This is a genomic window from Salibacterium aidingense DSM 18341, assembly GCF_000429685.1.
Lineage (GTDB): Bacteria > Bacillota > Bacilli > Bacillales > Marinococcaceae > Salibacterium > Salibacterium aidingense.
The window spans coordinates 74,654-98,762 of record NZ_AUCI01000001.1 but is presented as its reverse complement, the minus strand read 5'-3'; the positions used below and the strand labels follow the sequence as shown (position 1 = coordinate 98,762).

Annotated in this window: 22 protein-coding genes; 12 read left to right on the top strand and 10 right to left on the bottom strand. The window is 44.6% G+C overall.

The genetic code is table 11. The annotated features are described in order from the left end of the window. Positions 1–49 precede the first annotated feature (49 nt). The 3 genes from G475_RS0100500 to G475_RS0100490 are packed head-to-tail and all read left to right on the top strand — an operon-like array spanning position 50 to position 3,485. Complete coding sequence (locus G475_RS0100500; RefSeq protein WP_026699582.1) at positions 50–1,033, top strand: TAXI family TRAP transporter solute-binding subunit; 984 nt, start codon at positions 50–52, stop codon at positions 1,031–1,033. Then, positions 1,017–1,529 (top strand): DUF1850 domain-containing protein, encoded by a 513-nt coding sequence (locus G475_RS26200; RefSeq protein WP_051301991.1) that lies wholly within the window; start codon positions 1,017–1,019, stop codon positions 1,527–1,529. The genes G475_RS0100500 and G475_RS26200 overlap by 17 nt, the downstream gene beginning before the upstream one ends. 6 nt (positions 1,530–1,535) lie before the next feature. After that, positions 1,536–3,485 carry a TRAP transporter permease gene (locus G475_RS0100490; protein WP_026699581.1) on the top strand — a complete coding sequence of 650 codons (1,950 nt, stop codon included), beginning with the start codon at positions 1,536–1,538 and terminating at the stop codon, positions 3,483–3,485. Between the two features lie 89 nt (positions 3,486–3,574). Here G475_RS0100490 and G475_RS27855 read toward each other — a convergent pair whose 3' ends face one another. The 3 genes from G475_RS27855 to G475_RS0100480 are packed head-to-tail and all read right to left on the bottom strand — an operon-like array spanning position 3,575 to position 6,203. Next, the gene (locus G475_RS27855; protein ID WP_267880091.1) at positions 3,575–3,994 is read right to left on the bottom strand and encodes a Na+/H+ antiporter NhaC family protein; all 420 of its coding nucleotides are present in this window, start codon (positions 3,992–3,994) and stop codon (positions 3,575–3,577) included. Continuing rightward, complete coding sequence (locus G475_RS23835) at positions 3,897–5,042, bottom strand: Na+/H+ antiporter NhaC family protein (protein WP_211233908.1); 1,146 nt, start codon at positions 5,040–5,042, stop codon at positions 3,897–3,899. Before G475_RS23835 ends, G475_RS27855 begins: the two co-directional genes overlap by 98 nt. A gap of 12 nt (positions 5,043–5,054) precedes the next feature. Beyond that, on the bottom strand, positions 5,055–6,203 hold the full coding sequence (locus G475_RS0100480; protein ID WP_026699580.1) for a trans-sulfuration enzyme family protein: 1,149 nt from the start codon (positions 6,201–6,203) through the stop codon (positions 5,055–5,057). A gap of 151 nt (positions 6,204–6,354) precedes the next feature. Here G475_RS0100480 and G475_RS0100475 point away from each other — a divergent pair, with 151 nt between their 5' ends. The 5 genes from G475_RS0100475 (at position 6,355) to G475_RS0100455 (ending at position 12,826) form a co-directional block, all read left to right on the top strand. Beyond that, a complete protein-coding gene (locus tag G475_RS0100475) occupies positions 6,355–7,038 on the top strand; it encodes a FadR/GntR family transcriptional regulator (protein WP_026699579.1) in 684 nt (227 codons plus the stop codon). Between the two features lie 894 nt (positions 7,039–7,932). Next, positions 7,933–9,168, top strand: coding sequence for a dicarboxylate/amino acid:cation symporter (locus G475_RS0100470; RefSeq protein WP_035709718.1), 1,236 nt, complete (start codon positions 7,933–7,935; stop codon positions 9,166–9,168). Between the two features lie 580 nt (positions 9,169–9,748). Further along, on the top strand, positions 9,749–10,966 hold the full coding sequence (locus G475_RS0100465; RefSeq protein WP_026699577.1) for a dipeptidase: 1,218 nt from the start codon (positions 9,749–9,751) through the stop codon (positions 10,964–10,966). A gap of 31 nt (positions 10,967–10,997) precedes the next feature. Beyond that, positions 10,998–11,534 (top strand): helix-turn-helix domain-containing protein, encoded by a 537-nt coding sequence (locus tag G475_RS0100460; RefSeq protein ID WP_026699576.1) that lies wholly within the window; start codon positions 10,998–11,000, stop codon positions 11,532–11,534. A gap of 65 nt (positions 11,535–11,599) precedes the next feature. Next, positions 11,600–12,826, top strand: a complete 1,227-nt coding sequence (locus G475_RS0100455; protein ID WP_026699575.1) for a DUF819 family protein — start codon at positions 11,600–11,602, stop codon at positions 12,824–12,826. A 241-nt stretch (positions 12,827–13,067) separates the two neighbouring features. Here the strand turns inward: G475_RS0100455 and G475_RS0100450 are convergent, their stop codons facing one another. From G475_RS0100450 to G475_RS0100420, 7 genes are all read right to left on the bottom strand, one after another. Continuing rightward, a complete protein-coding gene (locus tag G475_RS0100450; RefSeq protein WP_026699574.1) occupies positions 13,068–14,780 on the bottom strand; it encodes an adenine deaminase C-terminal domain-containing protein in 1,713 nt (570 codons plus the stop codon). Continuing rightward, the gene (locus G475_RS0100445) at positions 14,770–15,855 is read right to left on the bottom strand and encodes an ABC transporter ATP-binding protein (protein ID WP_026699573.1); all 1,086 of its coding nucleotides are present in this window, start codon (positions 15,853–15,855) and stop codon (positions 14,770–14,772) included. Before G475_RS0100445 ends, G475_RS0100450 begins: the two co-directional genes overlap by 11 nt. 14 nt (positions 15,856–15,869) lie before the next feature. Further along, on the bottom strand, positions 15,870–16,655 hold the full coding sequence (locus G475_RS0100440) for an ABC transporter permease (RefSeq protein ID WP_026699572.1): 786 nt from the start codon (positions 16,653–16,655) through the stop codon (positions 15,870–15,872). Then, positions 16,648–17,481: an ABC transporter permease gene (locus tag G475_RS0100435; protein ID WP_026699571.1), complete on the bottom strand. Its 834-nt coding sequence runs from the start codon at positions 17,479–17,481 to the stop codon at positions 16,648–16,650. The genes G475_RS0100440 and G475_RS0100435 overlap by 8 nt, the downstream gene beginning before the upstream one ends. Then, the gene (locus G475_RS0100430; protein ID WP_026699570.1) at positions 17,478–18,443 is read right to left on the bottom strand and encodes a nucleoside hydrolase; all 966 of its coding nucleotides are present in this window, start codon (positions 18,441–18,443) and stop codon (positions 17,478–17,480) included. The genes G475_RS0100435 and G475_RS0100430 overlap by 4 nt, the downstream gene beginning before the upstream one ends. Positions 18,444–18,458: 15 nt before the next feature. Beyond that, entirely contained in the window at positions 18,459–19,514 is a 1,056-nt protein-coding gene (locus tag G475_RS0100425) for an ABC transporter substrate-binding protein (protein ID WP_026699569.1), read from the bottom strand. A gap of 216 nt (positions 19,515–19,730) precedes the next feature. Then, on the bottom strand, positions 19,731–20,102 hold the full coding sequence (locus G475_RS0100420) for a DUF2294 domain-containing protein (RefSeq protein WP_324603197.1): 372 nt from the start codon (positions 20,100–20,102) through the stop codon (positions 19,731–19,733). Positions 20,103–20,348: 246 nt separating this feature from the next. Here G475_RS0100420 and G475_RS0100415 point away from each other — a divergent pair, with 246 nt between their 5' ends. The 4 genes from G475_RS0100415 (at position 20,349) to G475_RS0100400 (ending at position 24,109) form a co-directional block, all read left to right on the top strand. Further along, the gene (locus G475_RS0100415) at positions 20,349–21,134 is read left to right on the top strand and encodes a MurR/RpiR family transcriptional regulator (protein WP_211233907.1); all 786 of its coding nucleotides are present in this window, start codon (positions 20,349–20,351) and stop codon (positions 21,132–21,134) included. Positions 21,135–21,257: 123 nt separating this feature from the next. Continuing rightward, positions 21,258–22,196: a 1-phosphofructokinase gene (gene pfkB, locus G475_RS0100410; protein WP_026699566.1), complete on the top strand. Its 939-nt coding sequence runs from the start codon at positions 21,258–21,260 to the stop codon at positions 22,194–22,196. Beyond that, on the top strand, positions 22,189–23,655 hold the full coding sequence (locus G475_RS23830; RefSeq protein ID WP_051301990.1) for a PTS fructose transporter subunit IIC: 1,467 nt from the start codon (positions 22,189–22,191) through the stop codon (positions 23,653–23,655). The genes pfkB and G475_RS23830 overlap by 8 nt, the downstream gene beginning before the upstream one ends. Further along, entirely contained in the window at positions 23,633–24,109 is a 477-nt protein-coding gene (locus tag G475_RS0100400) for a PTS sugar transporter subunit IIA (protein ID WP_233275708.1), read from the top strand. The genes G475_RS23830 and G475_RS0100400 overlap by 23 nt, the downstream gene beginning before the upstream one ends.

The window sequence follows — 24,109 nt, the reverse complement described above, 5'->3', positions numbered from 1 at the left end:
TATTTTTTGCAATGAAAAGGGATACATACTTAAGCAAGGGGGATTTATTTTGAAGAAATTATTGCTGGTATTAGGGGTTTCTTTTTTTGTACTAGGAGCCTGTAGTGATGAGGAAAGCGGAGGAGAAGAAGCCGGCGGGGGTGTGGAAGAAAATATGTTTCTGACTGTCGCCACCGGTGGTACGTCTGGTGTGTATTATCCGATCGGAGGCGCGTTATCCAACCTGTATGAAAGCGAGTTGGGGACAGACTCTTCCGTTCAATCCACCGGAGCTTCTGTGGAAAACATTAATTTATTGGAAGAAGACCGGGCAGAGCTTGCGATTACGATGTCTGATGCCGTTTCCCAGGCTTATGAAGGCACCGGTCCTTTTGAAGAGGAAGAGCCAAAAGAAGGGCTGCGGGGAATGGCTTCCCTTTATCCCAACTTTGTTCAGGTGGTAACGACGGAAGATACAGGTATTGAAGGGATTGAAGATTTGGAAGGCATGGATGTAGGGGTGGGTGCTCCGAATTCTGGTGTGGAGTTAAACGCCCAAATGGTGCTGGAAGCTTATGGCATGAGTTATGACGATATTAACGAAGATTTCCTCTCTTACAGTGAAGCGATTGATCAGATGCAAAACGATATGATTGATGCGGCCTTTGTTACCAGCGGACTGCCTAATTCTACAGTTATTGATTTATCTACGCAGGAAGATGTGACCATTGTTCCAATTGAAGGAGAGGCGCTGAGTCAGCTTCAGGAAGAATATGAATTCTTTGGGGAAGGAACCATTGAAGCTGATGTGTATGAAACCGAGGAAGATATTCAGACGGCAACTATTATGAATGTCATGCTGGTAAACGAAAGTTTAAGTGAGGACGAAGTCTATGAGTTGACAGAAACTATGTTTGATAACCTGGGAACGATTCAGGATGCGCATAATGCTGCACAGGATATTGATTTAGATACTGTCACCGACGGAATGCCGGTTCCCCTTCATCCTGGGGCTGAACGGTACTATGAGGACCAGGATGCTTTGGACGAATAATCAAGGAGAGGGCAGAAGAAGATATGGTTTCTTAAGGAGACGTTCATCGAGTGTTTTTCTCATTGTTGTGGCTTTACTTGGGATGATAGCGGCCTGTACGAAAAATGAAAGGCAGCTGGTGATCGAACATGAACGGGAGGGAGAAACATTTCTTGAACTTCCGGTTGAACCCGGAGATGAAGTGGCTCTCTCCTGGGTTCATTCCGTGGAAAAGACACCGTGGACTGATTTTTTCATCGTAGGGGAATCGTGTGATCTATTGTTAGAGGAAACGCAGTTTGAATCATTTGGAGCTGGAGTAGAGCACGAATATGAGGATTTGAAACAACGTGATGGAAAACTGACAGCCCAAAATATTCAGGAGTGTCACACCACGGTGAACTGGATTCATTCCCATGATGCGGAGTATCACGTCAAGCTCAATAAAGAAGTAGTGGCTGCGGCCAAAGACCTGCCGCACCATGAACCACTGCGAATGTTCATAGAAAAGAGGTGATATGTTTTGCGTTTATCACAGGCAACAGAGGAAGAATACACAGAGAACCATCAGGAAGAAGTACTGGAAAAATACGATAAAGAATCACGGCTCCGTGTATTTGATAATAAAGGGCTGGCCTGGATAGTCTCTCTGACAGCTGTCTTTCTTTCGCTTTATCACTTATATACGTCTTATTTTGGAACGCCTGTCACCCTGCAGCACCGTTCCCTGCACGTTGCGGTTATTCTCATTCTGGTGTTTTTGCTTTATCCGCCTTTTACACAGTCAAAACGGAATACCCTGCACTGGCTGGATGCCTTGTTTGCACTGATGGCGCTGAGTACAACGGTATATGTATTCCTAGAATACGAGGGAATCATTGAACGCGGCGGTATACCTAATTCCATCGATCTCATTTTTGGGGCGATCCTGGTGCTGCTCGTATTGGAAGCTGCCCGGCGCGTCACTGGCTGGGGGCTGCCGCTGCTGGCTGTCTTGTTTTTGCTGTATGGGATATTCGGGCGTGAAATGGCTGGTCTTTTCCGGCACCGGGGCTACGCCTGGGATGAAATCGTTGGTTTTATGTATCAAACTACTGAAGGTGTGTACAGTACGGCGATTGGGGTATCTGCTACTTATATCTTCCTGTTTATTTTATTCGGAGCTTTTCTTCAAAAATCGGGCATGGGTCAGTTCTTTAACGATCTGGCGCTGGCGGCGGCAGGCCAGACAAAAGGCGGTCCCGCTAAAGTTTCCGTCATAGCAAGCGGGTTTTTAGGAAGTATTAATGGGGCCGCTGTAGCCAATGTTGTCACGACCGGCTCTTTTACGATACCGTTAATGAAGAAAATCGGGTATAAGAAAGACTTTGCAGGAGCCGTTGAAGCCTCGGCTTCGGTTGGAGGTCAGATTCTGCCGCCGATCATGGGAGCCGCTGCCTTTATTATGGCGGAAATTCTAGGTATTCCTTACAGCCAGATTGCATTGGCTGCCTTGCTGCCGGCCTTGTTGTTTTATCTGGGGGTGATTACGCAGATCCACCTGCGTGCCTCCAAAGAGGGGCTCAAAGGTATATCAAAAGACAATCTGCCGGAAGTGAAAAAGGTGATGGCCGAACGCGGACACTTGCTCATTCCGTTACTGTTTTTGATGTATATGCTGTTTTTCAGCGGCCGAACCATTATTTTCTCCGCATTTTTAACAATTATCGTCACTATTGTGGCAGCTATGCTTCGAAAAACCACCCGAATGTCGTTTCGGGATATTTACGAAGCCCTGGAAAATGGAGCACGTACAGCCATAGCTGTAGCTGTGGCCTGTGCTGCTGTCGGCTTGATCGTCGGTATAGCGACATTAACCGGCTTCGGTATAAGTCTGGCTAACGGTATTGTTACCCTTGGCGGACAAAACCTGCTGCTGACGCTGATGTTTACCATGACAGCTTGTATTGTACTTGGAATGGGGCTTCCAAGTATTCCCACCTATATTATTACGTCTACCATGGCAGCTCCGGCCTTGGTTGAATTAGGGATTGAGGCCTTAGTGGCCCATTTGTTCGTGTTCTACTTTGGTATTTTTGCCAATATCACACCCCCTGTCGCTTTAGCTTCTTTTGCTGCCGCAGGAATTTCGGGAGGAAATCAGATGCGGACTGGTTTCACCTCGATGAAACTTGCGATCGCCGGGTTTATCGTACCATACCTGTTCGTCTATAATGAATCGTTACTGTTAACCAATACCACATTAGGAGAAGGCGTGCTCGTCACGCTCTCGGCTGTTATGGGAGTGGTGATGCTCGGAGCAGCCGCTGAAGGATTTTTCAGAATAAAAATACCAATTATTCTGCGTCTCCTTCTTGCAGGAAGTGCGATTCTAATGATGACACCCAATCTGCTTTATGATGCAGCCGCTCTCCTCCTGCTGCTCCTGTTTCTCGGCTGGTGCCTGTCACGCCCCGATTTTTGGCGAAGGTAAAAGTGCCTGTCACGCCCCGGTTTTTGTCGAATAGGGGGGAGGCATGTGAGAAAGCCATCCTGAAAAAACAGGATGGCTCTTTTCCATAATTAAGAAATTTTTGAATCGGAGTAATCTTTGTGTTCTGGGTTCAGCTTGCGGATGCCGAAACCGTTTGTGTATGGGGCGAGGAAGCCATATAGGGCAGAGAAAACGAATCCACCAAGGTTGAAGATGGCCCAGGGCAGAAATTCGAAGTTACCGACCCCCAGGGTAGTGGCCATAAATACACCGGATACAGTCCAGGGCATCAGGGCTTCTGTAATGGCAACCGAGTCTTCCATATTTCTCGACAGGTTGGAAGGATGAAGATTTTTTTCTTTATACGCCTCGCCGTAAATGTCCTGAATCAGGAAATATGTCACCAGAGCGTTAGATGTCCCATTGATAACGGCAAACCCTGTCAGCAAAGACGCAAAGGTAAGACTTCCGATAGTTTTTAAATACAATAACCCGCTCCAGAATAACATTGAGGGTCTGCGATTTTTCGAGGGCGGAGGCAAAAAAGAAGGCCACGAACACAAAGAAGGTAGCATTATACATAGAATAGAGGCCGCCGCCGCTGATCAGTGATTCGATTTCTTCAGTGATAACGCCTTCATTTAAGTTGGGCAGTGTTTCTGCGATCATATCCATATTAAATCCGGATACGGCGGAAGCAAAAACATTACCGAAGGAGACATTCTGGATGAGCAATGCCAATATCATCGCTGTCAGGGAGGAAGCAAATAGTACAATTAATGGAGACTTTTTCATAATGGAGCCGGCGATTACGATGACAGCAGGAATGAGTAATAAAATATTAAGTTCAAACAGTTCATCGATACTTTGGATCATGATTTGAATGCTTTCCAGCTGGGTGGTATTTGTTTCTATATTCAGCCCGACAAAGAAAAACACGATAATGGCCACAATAGAGGAGGGGACGGCAGTGTACAGCATGTGTTTTATATGTTCATAGATGTTGGCGCCGGCAGCAAGGGAGCTCATATTTGTTGTATCCGACAAGGGAGATAATTTGTCGCCGAAATAAGCGCCGGATACGACGGCTCCGGCTGTCACCGCCATCGAAATATCCATCGTCTGGGCGATACTCATTAGTGCGACCCCTATGGTGCCGGCAGATCCCCAGGACGTCCCAACACAGGTAGAAACGATTGCGGTGACTAAAAAGGCAAGAACATATAAGTAATTCGGATTGATAATTTCCAGTCCATAATAGATGAAAAAGGGGATCGTACCTGCGATAAACCAGGTTCCGATGAGCAGTCCAATGCTGAATAAGATAAGAATCGCCGGAAGGGCCCTTTTTATTTTATCTCCCATTAAAAGAATGATAGAATCCCAGCTGTTTCCGTTTACCATCGCAAAAATGGCAAAAACGACACCAGCGAAAAGAAGCATCAATTCTGCCGGGTATTCCAGAATACCAATTCCAACGACGAAAATAGCTATCGCCGTTATAATAGGTAAGAGAGCCATGCCAATGGACGGTCGTTTCACATTATCTTCGTTCATCTTGTTCACTCCTTAAGATATAGTTGAAAAGGCCTTTTCCAGATCGCTAATCTGCAGCTCATCACCTTCCAGTCCGATGGATAACCGGATTAAGCCTGACGGGAGGCCGGCGGCTTTCAGTTGTTCCTCGTTGCCCTCTTTCTGCGGAGAGGTTACTAAGCTTTCAAAGCCGCCCCAGCTTACTCCGATTTTGAATAAAACCAGGCTGTCAATAAATTTGGTCAGTGTTTCAAAGCTAGTATCTTTCAATTCAAAACTGATTAAACCGGTATAACCGAGCATTTGCCTGGCAATGGCGGGATTTTGCCAAAGTTTTGGATGGTAAATTTGCTTTACTGCCTTTTTTGTCTGAAGGTAGTCTATTATTTTTAAAACATTGGCTTGATGCTGCGCAAGGCGTACCGGCAGGGTCCGTAATCCCCGCAGAATCAAAAAAGCATCATGAGGGGATAATACCGATCCGCCCAATTGAAATCCATATTTGAAAATCCGGTCCACCAGATCTGCCCGGCCAATCACCGCTCCGCCGATCACATCACTGTGTCCTCCTATATATTTCGTCAACGAATGAAGGGATAAATCAAATCCAAGCCTCAGCGGTTTCTGGAAAAGAGGGGTAGACCAAGTATTATCAATGACTGTCGTGATGTTATGTTTTTTAGCTATTTCTGCTGTCTTTTTCAAATCTACCACTTTCATTAACATCGTTCCCGGACTTTCAGCATAAATCAGCTTTGTATTCGGCTGGATGGAAGCTTCTATTTGTTCCACGTCATGGCTGACATAGTCACAGGAGATGTTGAAGTTTTGCAGTACCTCCATTAATTCTGTGGTCGGGCCGTAGATGTTATTTACAAATAATACATGGTCATTGCTATTTAACAACGATAAAAATATCGAGCTTACTGCCCCCATGCCTGAACCAAAGCATTTACATTGTTCCCCCCTTTCCAGGGCTGCTAGTTTATTTTCTAATAGGTTCACTGTGGGATTTACTCCGCGCGTGTAAACATAGCGCTCTCTTTCTTTTTTCTGTGCCTCCGTAAAATCCCTGAACGTATTGAATGTAAAGAGACTTGTTTGATAAATGGGGGCGGAAGCGGCTCCGTGACAGCCTTCCGTATCAATGTCGGTGCATATTTTCTTATCTGCCTGTAACATAAGACGCCACGCTTTCTATCTTTAATTATTAATTATACTATCATACTATCATGCTGTATGAAAGGCTAGATTTTTCTGAAATATAAAGACTGTAAGCAAAAGCCGAATGTTTGATATAATCAAGAGGGAAGCAGGAGGTGGCAAACATACGATGAAGACCATGAAAAAAGAGCGTCTTTCGGAAATGGCTGCTAAAGAGATAAAAGCCTACATGAAAGAGCGTCATTTAAAAGAGGGGGATAAACTGCCGCCTGTGTCTGAGTTAATGGAAACGCTCGGCATCGGCCGTTCCACCCTGCGGGAAGCCCTGCAGCTGTTGGAATCCCGTGGAGCCCTCCAAGTATTGAATGGAAAAGGAACATTTGTGAAAGACATCAAACCTTTCCATATTCAAACCTCGATTGAAATAGATAATAAGAAAGACTTTCTACTGGAAGCCTTGGAAGTCCGTAAAGCGTTGGAAGGCAAAGCTGTCGATCTTGCTGTTGTTCATGCGTCTGATACGGAAGTGAATAGGATGCAGACCCATTTAAACAGATACGTCGAGGCGCTGAAGAATAATGAAAGGGAAAAAGCCAATGCCGCAGACGCTGATTTCCATCAGACGATTTACCAGGCTACAAAAAACGAGCTGTTGAAAAGCATTATTGATTCCGTCTGGGACAGCTTCTACGAATTCTGGAACGAGCCCTTCGGTGTGGAAGATATCTTTGATACCAGTTACCCTTATCACGAAACCCTGCTGCAGGCGATAAAGGAACGGGACTCCGAAAAAGCAGCTGCTGCCTTCCAGCAGATTATGGAATCGGTACGTTCCTCGATCGAAAATATATGAGTGCCTGTCACCACCCGGGTTTTGGCGTATTTTGTCGAGGGGGGAGGATTTGACCCTTCGTTTGCAACTGTGTACTACGCCGGCAATGCTTCATCATCTTTTTTCGTTCTATAAGAAACTCCTTCTCATATATTTTGACTAAAACCACATGTTTAGTGGTAATGCTACTGGAAGAAGTAATAGCGGAGGATGAGATGTGGCTGTGGGGGGGGCAGGTTATCCGTCTTGTACATGATCGGCTGCGTCATATCGATTTAACCCCTCGTGCAGCCCTCACTTCAAGCAGCCTGTAAGGTGGTAGGTAGTGCGTAATTCACAGAATTAGCCCGGACTTCCAGGTAACTGGAACACGGAAATGGTACCGGATCTTAGTTATGCAGCCGGCAAGCTGGAGCTTTCTCCTGAAGGTCCAAGGGTTAAAGAGGTTATTTTTAAATGAAAGCGTTTACTTTATGGGTGAATTTTAGAGGCAGAAATGATGGGGACTGAAGTCCGGAACTGGAATGATGCGCCCGCGATTTTTTGCTGGAAATAAATGTGCCATAGAAAGAGTGATCCGAGCTTAAACATAATAACAAGAATCAAATAGGCAAAATGAATCAGGGATTTTTGATTTGCAGCTGTGGTATATTTAAATTTGAAGTTTTTTAAAAACATTATTTTTTAAATATTTTAATCAATTTTTCGTTCAGTTCTCCACTCTTAAATAAGAGAGTGGTTAATCGGTGACTGAAACAAACCCAGATGCCTGGTAGGGAATAAGCAACTGAAATCCCTCATGGTATGCTGGACTCCGCGGGGAAGGCGAGGGTCTTCCGATAAAATTTGTAATATACCATGAAAAAAAGGGGGACAGGACAGGACTGCTTTGATAATGGAAGGAGGATCATGGATATGCATAAAAATTTAACCAAACATATTTTGCTCGCACTTTTATTCGGCGTTATCGCCGGACTTATTTTAAATTTTGTGCCAGAAAGTATTTTCAGCAGGCTGGATACTTATGTATTAACCCCCGTTGGCGATATCTTTCTGAACCTTATTACGATGCTTGTAGTTCCCATCGTTTTTATTTCGATATCGCTTGGAACAGCAAGCTTAAAGGACCCGGTTCAATTAGGAAGGATCGGGGGTAAGACGATTGGCTTTTATTTAATCACGACGACCATCGCTCTTGTTATCGGACTCAGCCTTGCGTATTTGATCCAGCCCGGCGCGGAAGGAGCTTTTGATACCCAGGGAGTGGAATATGAGGCTGAAGAGGCGCCTCCCATTATGGATACGTTGTTAAATATAATACCGGATAATCCGGTCAATGCGATGGCAGAGGCGGAGATGCTGCAGATTATCGCAATCGCTATTTTCTTTGGAGTAGCGCTTGCGAAACTGGGAGATAAAACAGCGGGTCTTCACAGACTGCTCGAACAAGGAAATGAAGTGATGATGTTTCTTGTCCGTATTGTCATGTACACGGCTCCCTACGGTGCATTTGCATTAATAGCTTCTGCTGTTGGAGCTGCCGGGGTGGATGGTTTGCAGCAGATGCTGATGTATATGATCACCATCATTCTTGGGCTTGTCCTTCATGCCGGTATTACTTACAGCCTTGCTATCAGGGTGCTTGGGAAGAAAAGCCCTGTTCATTTCTTCAAAAGCTTTTTCCCCGCTATGACCGTGGCCTTTAGTACGGCCAGTTCAAGCGGAACGTTGCCGATCTCCATGAGGACGGCCCAGGAGAGGCTTGGAGTGAGTAAAAAAGTCAGCAGTTTCGTCCAGCCGCTGGGCGCTACAATAAATATGGACGGAACAGCTATTATGCAGGCAGTCGCAACTGTATTTATTGCCCAGGTATGGGGAGCGGATCTGGCTTTTTCCCAGCTCGTGATGGTGGTCCTGACGGCAACGCTTGCCAGCATTGGGACAGCTGGTGTTCCCGGTGTGGGGCTGATTATGCTGTCCATGGTGCTGCAGCAGGTAGGCCTGCCTGTGGAAGGTATTGCGCTTGTCCTTGGGGTGGATCGTTTGCTGGATATGCTTCGTACCTCCCTGAATATTACTGGCGATGCAGCCTGTGCGTATGTGATAGATCGATCAGAACAGGGGAAAGACACTGCATCAGACTCAGTGTAGTACTCTTGGGACTTCCCGGGACGAAGATAAGCTTCGATCCGGGAAGTTTTAAGTGTACCTAGTGTGTACAAAAGCTAGAGGGTTCAATTCTCGAACGGTTGATGTTGTTAGTAGAAGTCTTGACCCAGTTCATACCCCCAGGTACGACCCTGCTTTTTTCAACAATAGTTACGGATTCTGTCTCGCAAGCAAGGGGATTGGTGCCCATGGTCAATACCCAAATTAGTAGACAGTCCTTCTTTCCACAATGATTAATGTAGCCAGCCATTTCAACGAGCTTGTCCGCCACGAAATCGTTATTAAACAGAGCCAGATTGTAGAAAGATAAAGTTTTTGCCCTTCTGCCTGAAATTCTGTCGCATCGCCCCCACCATTTTTCTTAAGGGTGATCGGCCTGAAAGTTTTGGTTTAACAGGTTGGCGTGGTTGTGTGCCAGGCTGGCTGGCGGCGGTTAAAAGAGGATTTTTCTGTACCCTAATTTTCGCATAATACGGTAAACTTTTTCATGAGTAACGATTTGATGATGAACATGACGCAGGCCCAAGATGCCCTATACTCATAAAAAGTGGTAAAGGTGATCATGTTTTCAGTTTCGGATCCGGGTTGGCGGAAGCCCGCTGGCGATAGGCATAAAATCCACTGGAAATGTCCGAGGCCTGGCACGATTTTCAAATCAAGCAGTGAATCTGATATTTCAATTTTCAATAAATTAAGCTTGAAAAAAATTCCCTATTTTAGTAAAGTGAAAAAATATAGTGAAAATTTTAAAATAATAAAAAGGGTGGGAAGAATGAACATTGTAGACCTTCATTCCGATATCATCACCAATATTGCTTTCCGGCGTGCAAATGGCGAATCTAGGGTGTTTGAAAAGTGCCACCTTCCACAACTTAAAGAAAATGGTGTGGTTGGCCTTATTTGTGTAATTTGGGTGGAGCCTATGTTTCGCCATAACCCCCTGCAGCGTTTTTGGCAGCTTCTTCAATACGCGCTTGACGACTTCAGGGAATGTTCCGAAGTTGAGATTGTGACATCTGCTGTTGACTTGGATGTATATAAACACAGTGGTAAAGTCTTTATTTATCTCGGTCTGGAAGGTCTAAGCTTTATGGAGGAATGGGGTGGTTCATCAGACATCGAGAAGGTCTCCCGGTCAGTGGAAGAATTGGATCAGCGTCATATCCGGCATTCAATTTTTGCCTGGAATGAGGCGAATTTCCTTGCAACGGGAACCGGGACTGAAGCAAACAAACGAGGTCTTACGAAATCAGGAGCGTTTGCCGCTGAACAAATGCAAAACAAAGGTTGGATTATTGACGTGTCACACTTGGATGCACCGTCATTTTGGGATGCCGTAAAGCAGACAAGCTGTCCCCTGATTGCTTCACACAGCAATGCAAAGCAACTTTGTGATCACGAACGTAATTTAACGGATGAACAGTTGAAGGCAATTGCCGGAAGGAATGGACTAATCGGCGTTAATGCACATGCCGAATTTGTTTCAGATGATAACCCATCCCTTGAAAAATTTGTTGATCATGTAGTCTATATGGCAGAACTCGTTGGCGTCGAACATGTTGGATTTGGTTTCGATTTTACGAATTACCTGAAGGATTACGATCTAGGATTGAGTGAACTCCCGGTCACAAAGGACCTGGAGAGTATTGCAGGTGTACCTGCATTAATGGATGAAATGTTAAAAAGGGGCTTTAGCACATCTGAAATGGAACGGGTTTGCTCCACAAATGCACTGGCATTTTTACATAATCATTTATGTGTGCAAAAAAAAATTCCGTAACGTATACGAAGGCATTGGAAAGGAGCCGACAATGTTTGACGGCAGCGTGATTCGAAAACTGCGAAAAGAAAAGAACCTGTCCTTAAAAGAATTATCGTCAAAATCCTCTGTTAGCATCGCTACAGTAAGCCAGATTGAACGGGATAATACAGACCCTGCTATTACAACGTTGTATAAACTTTGTAAAGGGCTTGATGTCACGATTGCTGAACTGATTGGGTATGACGATAATACGGATCGAGTCGTTAAAAAAAGAGACCGTAAGACCATCACTTTACCCGATTCAAAGCTAAAATATCAATTGCTTTCGTCACGAATGAAACGTAATTTGGAGATGGTTCTAGTCGAACTCGAACCGCATCAGGAAGATCGGAAACTCGTCACTCATAAAGGGGAGGAGTGTGGTTATGTTCTTCAAGGCAGCTTAACCATTATTTTGGATAATGAAGAGATTCATCTGGAAGAAGGGGACAGCATCTCATTCAACAGCACAATTCCACACCGGTATGTCAATCCCACGGATGAAAAATCAATGTCAGTTTGGGCGATGACACCGCCAAGCTTTTAGAAAGTTTTTATAGAGAAGACGCCTTATTTCTATAAATTTATATAAAAAACAATGGGGTGAATCAATTGGATACGTCATTAATTTCATCAGATAATACGTGGGCACTTTGGGCATTTCTGACAGGTTGGGCAGCCATCAGCATTTATTTGGAACAAAAGTATGCATGGGCTTCCAAAGTTTCCGGTGCTATTATTGCATTAATAGGTGCAATGGCTCTGTCCAACTTGAGCATTATACCACTTGAATCCGGTGCTTATGACGCGATCTGGGATTATGTTGTACCACTGGCCATCCCACTTCTTTTATTCCAGGCAAACATTAAAAAAATCTGGCAGGAAAGTGGCCGCATGCTAACAATATTCTTGTTAAGTTCGATTGGCACTGTTGTTGGTACCATTATTTCGTTTACGTTATTGAAAGATGTCATTCCACATCTTGATAAAATAGGTGCTATGATGACTGGATCCTATACCGGGGGTGGTGTTAACTTTGCAGCAATGTCTGCAAAGTTTGAAGCGCCAGAGGATCTCGTTTCAGCCACAGTTGTAGCAGATAATGCAATGATGGCGCTTTTCTTTTTTGTTTTAATGGGCATTCCGGCAGTTTCTTTATTTCGTAGAAAATTTAAAACACCACACATGGAAGAAGTCGAATCCAACACTTCCAGTGATGAAGACAAAACGCTGGCTGCTTCATTCTGGAAAGGAAAAGAAATATCTTTAAAAGATATTGCATCAAGTGTTGCAACGGCATTCTTCCTTGTAGCCGTATCGTTCCAACTGGCTGACTTTTTTGCAGAGGCAATCCCAGGTGGTGAGGATGCTGGTATTTTCTATCAGGTGCTGGGAGGCTTGATCGGTGATCAGTATCTCGTGTTAACAACACTTACTGTTTTAGCAGTTTTCTTGTTCCCGAATTACTTTGAAAACCTCCACGGAACACAGGAACTAGGGACTTTTTTAATCTATTTATTTTTTGTGGTCATCGGCGTACCGGCATCGCTGTCACTAGTTATGACAACGGCACCGCTTTTACTCGTTTTTGTATTGATTATCGTCCTGATGAATCTCCTGTGCTCCCTTGTGTTAGGGAAGTTGTTTAAATTTAACCTGGAAGAAATTGTACTCGCAAGTAATGCAAACCTTGGAGGGCCTACAACAGCTGCGGCAATGGCAATTGCGAAAGGCTGGAACAAACTAATTGTGCCAATTTTGATTGTTGGCACACTCGGCTATATTATCGGAAATTACCTTGGAACAGGAATTGGATTGTTTTTCCAGTCATTATTGTAGATACAATTTCATAAGTGTTTTTAGGCATGTAAAAAGCGAACAACCTTTTCAAACATAAAAAAGGTAACGCCTTTATTGGGATTGATATCCGAAGGGTTTCCGTTAAAACGTCCTGGATCTTTAAAAAATCACCAATACTTGTGACACTCATGTTTCCGCTGGGTACAGCTATCGCATTTGTGGCAAACGATTGGGGAGAGAAGGAGCTGTACCTTTGATACAGCTCCTCTTTTACACTACATTAGTCCACGGCGTTAGAAATAAATTTTCCTTCATTCACATCGATCAATCCCTGGTCCGTTAATTTAATGGCAGGACTGACCGCCAGGGATAACGTGCTCAGCGACATCAATGGGTTGTAATGTCGGTATCCCAAACGAATCATTTCCTGGCGCAGTTTTTTTATTTTTGGGGCGAAGGTGTCTAAGGGATCTTCGGTTAAAATGCCTCCTACAGGCAGCGGAACAAATGCTAGTATTTCACCGCTCTCCACAAGGCACAACCCTCCCTGTTCTTCCATTACTTTATTGCAGGCCAGTACCAGATCTTCGGCATCGTGGCCGATACTCAATAAATTATGGTTGTCATGGGAGTAGGTCGTGGCTATTGCGCCGCGCTGGATAATGTCGCCGTCGATAAGAACATGAGCACGGTTTCCGTTTTTTCCATACCGTTCAAACGTGGACAATAGACCAAAACCGCTGTTTTCCCATGAAACCCTTCCGTTTTTCTGAACGGAAAAGGAATGCTGTTCTTCCTGGGTAAATGTGGATCCATCTTTCACCTTGATGACACGTTGGGTGGTACGGCGTCCCGGCTGGTTGGTATTTGCTGCTTCTAACATAAAATCGTCAGCAGATAAAGGAGCGAGCTGTACACTCTGGTAAAAGGAAGCCGGAAAGCTTCGCCCCAGGTTTTCCCTGCCGTTTTCTGTATTAGCACGGTTCCCGTTTTTAAACACGTTCTCGATTTCAAACGTTTCCAGGTTGTTTAATAAAACGAAGTCTGCGATCGTTCCCGGTTTTATCACGCCGCGGTCATGAAACTTCATTCGTTGGGCTGGAGTATAGGTGGCGGCATAAATAACATCTTCAGGAGCCATCCCCATATCTACTGCCTTTTTTAACACAGCATCCAAGTGGCCGCGGTAATACAGAGAATCCGGCATAACATCATCAGTGACAAAGCAAAAGTGCTCCTTCACCTCGTGCTGGATTAAATAGTCCATGACCTCAGGAGACATCGATTTTTCCTGGATTTCAATAAACATGCCTGATTTTATCCGCTCTTCCATACCGGCAACGGTTTGATGGGTGTGGTCGGAATCCACCCCGGCATGGATGACCCGCTGCAGATCAATATCCATCAAACGGGGGCAGTGTCCTTCGATAATAAAATCAGGATAATGCTCACGGAAGTATTGCAGCAATTGGTTGGTTCGCCCTTCCGGCTTTTGGATAATATCGGTGTAATTCATGATTTCCCCCATGCAGGCGAGCGGCTCGGTCTGAAGGAGCGTTTCCATATCCGAAATGGTAATAGCACCTCCGGTCGTCTCCATGTTTGTCGCCGGAACGGAACTAGGGATGGCATAAAACATATCGACGAGACAATCTCTGCTGGCATGGAGCATTTCTTTTACCCCGTCCAGTCCGAAAACGTTTGCCATTTCGTGCGGTTCGGGCACAATTGTCGTAACACCATGATGGAGCAGGGCGTTGGAAAAGGTACCAGGGGCTACCATGGAGCTTTCGATATGCAGGTGGATATCGATCAGACCTGGGATCATCCAGCATCCGCCGGCATCAATCACTTCGCCGGCCGTAAAGTAGTCTTCCCCCTTCGGACCAATGTATAAAAAGCGTCCATCCACGACCGCAGCGTTCTGGAATTGAAACGTCTTCACATAACTATTGAAAATACGGGCATTCACAATGAGCGTATCAACCTGCATGAGTGGTCACCTCCGTTTTTTCCACAATGACCCACTTGTCAGGAGGAAAGGTTAAAGCTACTTCTGTACCCGGCTGCAGGGGAGCAAACATTTCTTCATTTACGGTAAAATTCCCGAGAGAGGTCCTTACTTCGTATTGGTAGCTGCGTCCCAGAAAAATGACAGTGTGGATAGTGCCGGACAAGGAATTGGTATGTGCTGCATTCTCCCGGGTATGAAATGTGATATCTTCCGGGCGTATGGCTCCCATCATTCCTTCTCTGCCGGTGCTTCCCGGATGGTCGGCGACAACAAAGGCAGTATCAGCTTTATAATAAGTGGTGCCCTCTGTCTGTTTTTCTTTGCGGTCAAAAGTAATGAAATTTTTAAACCCGATAAAGTCAGCGATAAACGAAGTTTTTGGATAATGATAAATATCTGCGGGATTGCTGAGCTGCTCAATATTCCCCTTATTCATAATAGCGACCTGGTCTGAAATCGAGAAACATTCTTCCTGATCGTGTGACACATAGACGGCTGTAATGCCAAGCTCCTGCTGAATACGGCGGATCTCCAGACGCATATTGACACGCAGGTTGGCGTCCAGGTTACTAAGCGGCTCATCAAACAGCAGTAAATCAGGTTCTATGACCAGCGCCCTGGCGATAGCAACCCGCTGGCTCTGCCCTCCGGAAAGTTCGGAAGGGAACCGGTTTTCAAATCCCTTCAGCCCCACCAAATCAAGCATATCCAGGACCTTGGTTTTTATAGCGCTTTTGGATTCTTTCCGCTGCCGAAGTCCGAACGCTACGTTATCAAAGACGGACATATGGGGAAATAATGCATAATTTTGAAACACAAAACCGAAGTTTCTTTTATTAACCGGGACATTCGTATAGTCCTGGTCCTGAAGGGTGACGGCCCCTTCGTGTGCATGGAGAAATCCTGCAATCAAACGCAATGTGGTTGTTTTTCCACATCCGCTCGGCCCCAGCAGGGAGACAAGTTCTCCTTCTTGAATCTCCAGGTTAAACTGTTCTAATATATTTGTTTTTTGGTAGGCAACGGACACTTGTTGCAATGATAAATAAGCCATGAGGGAAGCCTCCATTAGTTTTTAGTGAAGTATGAAAGTCCAAGCAGCCGCTCGATCGCAAACATGAGAACGGCAGTAAGAAGCATGAGCAGAACAGATAAGGCCGCAATGGTTGGGTCGAAGTAATTTTCAACATAGGTCAGCATTTGAATAGGCAGGGTACTCACCCCGGGTCCTGTCATAAAAACGGACAAGTCCACGTTGTTAAAAGACTCAAGAAAAGCTATCAAAATTCCGGCCAGAATTCCGGCGCGGATGTTTGGCAGTACGATCCGGAAAAACGTTCCGATTCTGCTCGCACCAAGACTGATAGCTGCTTCTTCAATGGAGAAATCAAAGCTTGCCAGATTCGAAGATATGACACGCACAATAAAAGGCAGCATAATAATGGTATGACCGATAAAGAGTGCCGCGTAAATGGGAAGATTAAAGGTAACAATGATATAGCGAAGCAGGGAAAAACCGAGCACAATACCGGGTATTAAAACCGGCGAAATAAAAAATGTCTGCAGTCCTGCTTTTCCTTTGAAAGTAAAACGGCTCAGCGCATAAGCGGCCGGCAGACCAAGCAGAAGGGCAAATACATTTCCTGCAAAGGACACAATCATCGATGTCTTGAAGGTATCAAGAAACCCCTTCACTTCAAAGATATTGGCATACCATTTTAAGGACCAGTTGTCAGGAGGAAACTGCAGGACACTGGCTTCGCCAAAGGAAGCCGCAGCGATGATAGCAAGCGGGCCAAGCAGAAAAATAAACACCAGCGTCGTAAATGTGGTTAAAAGAATACGGTTAGCCACTGAGTTTTCCTCCTTTTACAGCAATCTTGTCCGCAGCCCAATTCATCAGCCCAATCACAGTAAAAGAAACGACAATCATGATGGTGGCTACGATGGAAGCAAGCTGCCAATCGTTTAACGTCATTGCATTTTGGTAAAGGAACGTAGAAATGACTCGTTCTCGTCCCCCGAGTAATGCAGGAGTGGTATAAGCAGTGAAACTGCCGACGAACACCAGAATACTTCCGGTTAATAACCCCGGAATGCTCAATGGAAGCAGGATCTGCCAGAAAATAGTACTGCGCCGCGCGCCAAGACTTTCGGCAGCCTGTGTTACATCCTCGCTGATATTATCCATCACCCCTACGAGAGTAATGATGCTTAAAGGTAAAAATAAATGGATGAGACCAATGGTGACAGCGGATTGAGTATATAAAAGATCCAGGGGCCCGGCGATCCCCAGAAAGGTCAATAAATTATTCAATAAACCGGATTCTCCAAGGATGACCATCCAGCTGAAAGAACGAACCACCGGACTGGTGAGTAAGGGGAATATAGATAACAACAGCAGCAGCATTTTTACGCGGGGCTGCGTTTTTGAAATAAAATAAGCTGTCGGAAATCCTAATATACTGCACACAAGGGTGGTGATCAGGCTCGTCCGTAGGGTGACCCATAATATATTTAAAAAATACGGGTCCTGCATGTATTCCAGGTAGCCGTTTACCGTAAATCGACCGTTTTCCCAAAACGTGGAGGCGATAGTTCCTGTGAGAGGAATAACCATAAATAGGAGCAGTCCTGCTAGTCCGGGGAGAATTAGTATATATTTCCAAATATTTCTCATCGTGAAACACCTTCATTAATTTTTAGTGAGACAAGGGATTGATGAAACCATTCATAGAAAAGCGGGAGATTTACTTCCGAACTGATGAATAAATTGGGCGTTTGGCCCAGACGGTTATTTTCATCAGCGACCAGACTTCCATCTGATATCCTGCTGCTGTATTCGATATCCACGTAACAGGGTTCTGTTTTTAATATTTCCGGCTTCATCGCATAAGCAACAGCTAAAGGATCGTGCAGCGCACAGGCATTGATTCCATTCCGCTGCTCATACCGTTTTCGATAATGGCTGGTGACATCGGAGACAAACTTTCCGACTGCCTGGTTTTCCTTGAAGAGGGCGGCCAAATGGTTCTCCGTAAGCAGCGCCTGCCTGGTGACATCAAGCCCCACCTGCGTAAGGTGAAAAAAACCGCTATGCAGCACGATATGGGCTGCTTCAGGGTCGGCATACATGTTAAATTCTGCTGCTGGTGTAATGTTGCCTCCTCCCCTGATCACCCCTCCCATAAAAATTACATTCCCCACATCATCCACAATATCTGGCGCTTTACGCACAGCTATCGCCAAATTCGTTAACGGGCCTGTGAAAATAAGCGTCATCTCTTGTTTATGCTTTCTTATCGCCTCAATCAATTGGTCGGGACCAAAGGGGTGAAGAGAAGGGACGTGGGAGAAAGCTGGATCGGACAGTCCTCCAAGCCCGTCTTCCCCATGAACGGCATGTTCATAAACCGGAGACCTCATAAACGGGTGAGGAGCTCCACTGTAAACAGGTGTTTCTTTTTTATGGAGCAAACTTAATACCTGCAGTGTATTGGCCGTCGCTTTAGGAAGGGAAACGTTCCCGCTTACCGTAGATACCCCTTCGACTTGAAACGTTTCATGGCTGCAGGCGAGCATGAGACCCAGCGCATCATCGATGCCGGTATCCACATCCAGCCAAATTTTTTTCCTGCCCACGTTAAGTCCTCCTTTTTAGTTGCTGGTTAATTCTCTATTCCATCGGTCGGTCCAGGCTTCGGATTGTTCGTTGACCATTTCAATATCCAGGACCCTCAGATTTTCAATGGTATCTGCTCCGTATGTCAGCCCTTCCGCTTCTTCCTCAGAAAGATCAAGGGTGGTATTGACAGGGGAGTCGATTTTGGCTGCAGCCGAAGCTTTCTGTACCTCAGCGCTTAAATGCCAGTTGATAAACTCTTCCGCCAGCTCTTTGTTTTCACTGTCTGCTGTAATATTTACAGTATTCATGACGGCATAGGCCCCTTCTTCGGGGGATACAAAGGAAGCTTCCGGCACAGCTTCTTTTAAGTCAGCAACAAACATTTCCATAAGCGGCCCTGCTGCTATTTCGCCCTGGGTGAACATGTTGACAAAAGCGGAAGTCTGCGAATATTCATTTACAATATTCGGATTCAGCTCCTGCATTTGAGCAAAGGCCTCGTCTTCATCAAATTGATCCTTGCCGCTAACGACAGAGGCAGCGTCCAGCAGCATCGGCCCAGCTGTTGCTGTAATACTGGGGACAGCAATACTGTCTTCCAGCGCAGGATCCCATAAGTCTTCCCATGAAGTAATATCCACGTCTGTTTCTTCGGGATTATAGGCAATGCCCAATTGGCTGATCGTATATGCCGGGCCGTATGCTTCGCCTAAGGGAGCTTGGGCAACATCGTAAATATCTTCAGCGTTGGGAATATTGTCATAGTTGATTTCAGCAAATAAGTCGTCATTAATGCCTTGCTGCGCATAATAGTCGGATAAATAAATCAAGTCCACGCTTGAATTCCCCTGGCGGATTTTGTTCAACCGTTCGGAATTATTGCCGGTTTCCAGCACAATCTCAACATTATGTTCTTCTTCAAAAGGAGCGTAAACTTCTTTGCGAAAGAAGTCTTCTGCAAAGCCCCAGGTAGAGATAACCAATTCCGTTGGTTCTTCGGAGGAAGACGTACCATCATCCGAGCTGCCGCAGGCACTCAAAGGTAAAAGAAACAAAGTAGAAGAAGCAAGTAAATGGCGAATTTTCATTGGGAAGCCTCCTGATAATAGAATAAAAGACATACATGAGCAGCGATAAAAAAAGAGAAAATAAAAAGAGGATGATCCCATTAGAACACGATGCTCTATGAGATCATCCTCTCCTTGTAAACAAAGAGAAGAGAGTCCTCGAAAATAGAAAGATTAAAATCGTATAGCCGCGAAAAAGGCTGGATGCGAGGGCTGTTCCCAGATCCTGGTCCGGGTTCAGTTGTCCTCTCCCCCTTCATGGAACATAATATTCGTAAAAGCGTATTGAATAGAAGCGTCGTAGTCACGAAAAATCGCCTCAATATTCAGGTTAAGATCCGTCTCTATTCTTTCTTTAAGCTTACGTTTAAAGAGGGCAGACAGCCGAAAATCTACTTCCTGTTTGAGGTCGGGAGCTTCCCATTCCAGGGCATTGGAGCGCGAAGCCTTTTTGTGCCGGGCCTGTAATGTAATAAATGATTCTGTTTCAAAAATGGAAATTTTTAAAAGGGTGGTCCCAACACCAAATATTTCTTTCGACACTTCATTGTACATATGGGCCAAGTCTTTTTTGGCAGCGGCTGTGTCTTTCGTAATAATCCCTATCACCTGCAAATGTATGCTTCTTAGTTTCCATATTATAATATAAACAGAACATTTCAGCAAGGGGATCGTTCGTATTAAAACCGGAAATTTCATATATATCCATGGTAACCAGTCGTGTGCGGACTTTAAACACAAATAATATAGGAGATGAAATGAAAAATAAATCGGTTTTTGGAACAATAACCAGTAGCAGAAGAAAATGTGGTACTGTTTGTTTAGTAAGAACAAAATAGAAGGGACAGGGCAACCATGGATGATAAAAAGATTTTATTTAATATACCTGCAAACATGTACAGCAGCTTAAGTGATTCGGAAAGGTACTTACTGGAATATATTTATCAGCATATTGAAAAAATATCGCTGATGTCCATTGTAACATTAAGTGAAAATGCGAATGTTTCTACAGCAACCATAGTAAGACTGATGAAAAAAATCGGTTACGAAGGCTATACGGATTTCAAATATCACCTGAAAGAACGAGTGGCCTTGAAAGATGAGTCGAATACAATGGGCACGATCGAAAATAAAATACAAAAAGCCATTGAAAAAAATAAAGAAGAAGTAAACAAAACAATTGAGATGCTGAGTATAGGGAACATTGAGGACGCTGTACAAAAAATTTACGATGCTCAGAAAATTTACGTATTTGCCAGAGGTTTTTCTGAAATGATTGCTAATGAAATGACCCTGAAACTACAGCTTGGCGGAAAGAATTGTGAAATGCACAATGATCCAAATATTATTAGACGTAAATCTCAGGAAATCCAAGATGATGAACTGGCTGTTTTTATTTCCCTGAGCGGAGAAACGGAAGAATTAGTAGAAGCTTGTAAAAATTTAAATATGAAAAAAATATCAACATTATCGCTTTTAACCAGGGTGGAATCGTCGTTAGGAGAATTGTCTGATATGAGTTTTATTGGTTATAAAGGAGAACATTCCTATTTTCCTGATTATGAAGTTCGTTCCCGCCTGCCCCTGAGTGTTATCGCCCGTATCTTATTAGATGCTTATATGATTCGAATGCTTCCGTAAAAAGAGGCATTTTTTTTGTATTCTATTTCTCATGAAAGCCTTTACGGATTGTGTAAACATTTACATAACATCCTGTGCCACAATGTAGATAAGTTAAACAACACAGAAACTAGGTGAGAAACCATGATATACACATGTACATTTAATCCAGCCATTGACTTATTTGTCCGTATGAAAAAATTAGAACCTAACCTTGTCAACCGGACCATGGAAGAGGATTATCAGCCAAACGGAAAAGGTATTAACGTTTCGATTATGTTGAAGCAGATGCAGCTGGAAACGACGGCTTTAGGTTTTATCGGGGGGTTCTCCGGCCGGTTTATTGCTGAAGAATTAGAAAAAATGAAAATAGCAACAAATTTTATTGAAATTGAAGGGATTACTCGTATAAATGTGTTTGCGAATGCTGATCAGGAATTCAAAATTGTGAACAACGGGCCGGCAGTGTCAAGGGAGGCTTCTGAAGCTATGCTGGCTCAAATAAAACAGCTCCCCCGTCACAGTAAACTAGTGGTCTCAGGAAGTCTCCCTAAAAATGTAGAAGATGACATCCATGTAGAGGTCGCCAGGATATGTCAGGAAAGGGAAGTCGACCTAGTACTTGACATCAGTTCACCCGCACTAATGGATTGTCTTCCATATCGGCCCTATTTATTAAAACCAAACGATGATGAGCTGGGATCTTTTTTTGGAATAAATGATAAACCCCTTAGCGAAAACCAGGTTGTTTCTATGGCTCAACGACTCTTGGAAAAAGGAGCGAAACAAGTAATTGTTTCAAGAGGGGAGAAAGGTTCTATCTATATTTCAAAGGAAAGGATTGTGATAGCGAATGCCCCAAAAGGGGAGGTAGTGAACACAGCCTGTTCTGGTGATGCTTTATTGGCAGCATTTCTTGGCAGACGGGAATTACAGAGTAGTTTAGAAGAGTCGATGACTTATGCCTCGGCTGCCGGGACTGCTACGGCATGTTCTAAAGGACTGGCAGGGATAAAAGATATCAAAAATCTGTTATCAGAAGTACACTTAACGTTTCATAAAGGGGGAACCATAAATGCCTGATATCAAAATAGTGGCAGCGACTGGCTGTCCAACTGGAATTGCTCATACGTTTATGGCAGCAGAAGCATTGAACAAGGCTGCGGCAGAAGAGGGAGTGGATATTAAAGTCGAAACACATGGACAGTCCGGGGTGGATAACGAGTTGTCTCCAGAGGAGATTGACAAAGCGGATGGCGTTATCATAGCAGCTGATAAAAATGTAAACGCTTATCGTTTTGATGGAAAACCCGTTGTATCCGTTTCAGTCGGTAAAGGAATTAAAGATGCCGGGGAGCTTATCCGGACAATTAAAAATGGGGAAGCCGGTATACAAAAAGGAACCAGCCGGACAGAAGAGGGGGCAGAACCTACAGAATACTCTGACAGCAGCAAAGGTTCTATGACCCATGCTCTGTATAAACATTTGATGAACGGTGTATCCCATATGCTGCCTTTTGTCGTGGGAGGCGGGGTGTTAATTGCCGTATCGTTTCTATTCGGTATATATTCGGCCGACCCGGAACATGAAAGTTATAACCCGGTCGCCGGGATGCTGAATACCATCGGTGGTTATGGATTTCAGATTATGGTACCCATTCTGGCAGCTTTTATTGCGGAATCGATCGGAAAACGTCCCGGTCTTGTTGCTGGTTTTGTTGGAGGGTTGATCGCAAACGAAGGCGGTGCTGGATTTTTAGGAGGTATTGTAGCAGGCTTTGCGGCAGGTTACATTGTTGTGGGGCTGGGAATGCTTTTAGAAAAAATTCCACAGTCTTTAAACGGACTTAAATCTATCTTTTTATATCCTGTTTTCGGCATTTTCATCACTGGAGTATTGATGACTTTATTAGTAGAGCCAATGTCAGCGATTAACGCAGGAATGGAATCCTTTTTAACTGGTTTTCAAAACAGCAGCCCCATTCTGCTTGGAATTATTGTCGGGGCAATGTGTGCTTTTGACATGGGCGGGCCCGTGAATAAGGCAGCTTATGTGACAGGAACCGCGCTGTTATCAGAAGGAAACATGTATTTTATGGCCGGAGTGTCCGCTGCATGTATTGCCCCTCCCCTGATCACAGCATTTGCCACGTTGTTCTTCCGTAAGTATTTCGACAAATCAGAACGCAATGCGGGATCTGTCAACTTTATACTTGGGTCCACGCACATTACAGAAGGAGCTATTCCGTTTGCAGCCAAGAACCCAATTATCGTTATCCCGATCCTGATGCTGGGCTCTTCCATTGCTGCTACATTAACTTATTTGATGGGAGTGGAGGTTCCGGCACCTCATGGCGGGTTCCTGGTACTTCCAGTGGTGTCGGGAGTATTGCAATGGCTTGCAGCGATTCTTGCCGGGTCCCTCATTGGCGGTGTGATTTTTGGAGCATACCGGAGGGCCAAATTTCTGAAGCAGACTGGTCTAAAAAGCAGCAGAGACGGAAAGGAAGAGGAGAATCTTGAGACTCAGCAACTTGCTTAAACCGGAAAATATTATTTTCCATTCCCTGGCCGCAACCCAGGAAGAGGTGTTCCGGGAAATTGCCGGGCAGGCAGAACAGGAAGGAATAACTAAAAAGCCAAAAAAGATAGTAAAAGGATTGAAGGAACGGGAAAAACAAAGTACGACCGGATTTCAGGATGCGATCGCGATTCCTCATACGAAATCAAAAGAAGTCAAACAACCCGCAATCATTATTGTAACAACAAAACAGGGAGTCGAATGGAATTCGATGGATTCTCGTCCCGCTTCTTTTTTTATAGCATTGCTTATTCCTGAAAAGGAAGAAGGAGACACTCATCTCAAAATATTGTCTTCTTTGTCACGCATGCTTATGGAGGAAGAGAATCGCACACAGTTATTGAAGGCACCGGATGAAAAAGCACTGCATGCATTTCTAACCGAGAAAGTAGACTTACAGAAAGAAGGGTTGTAA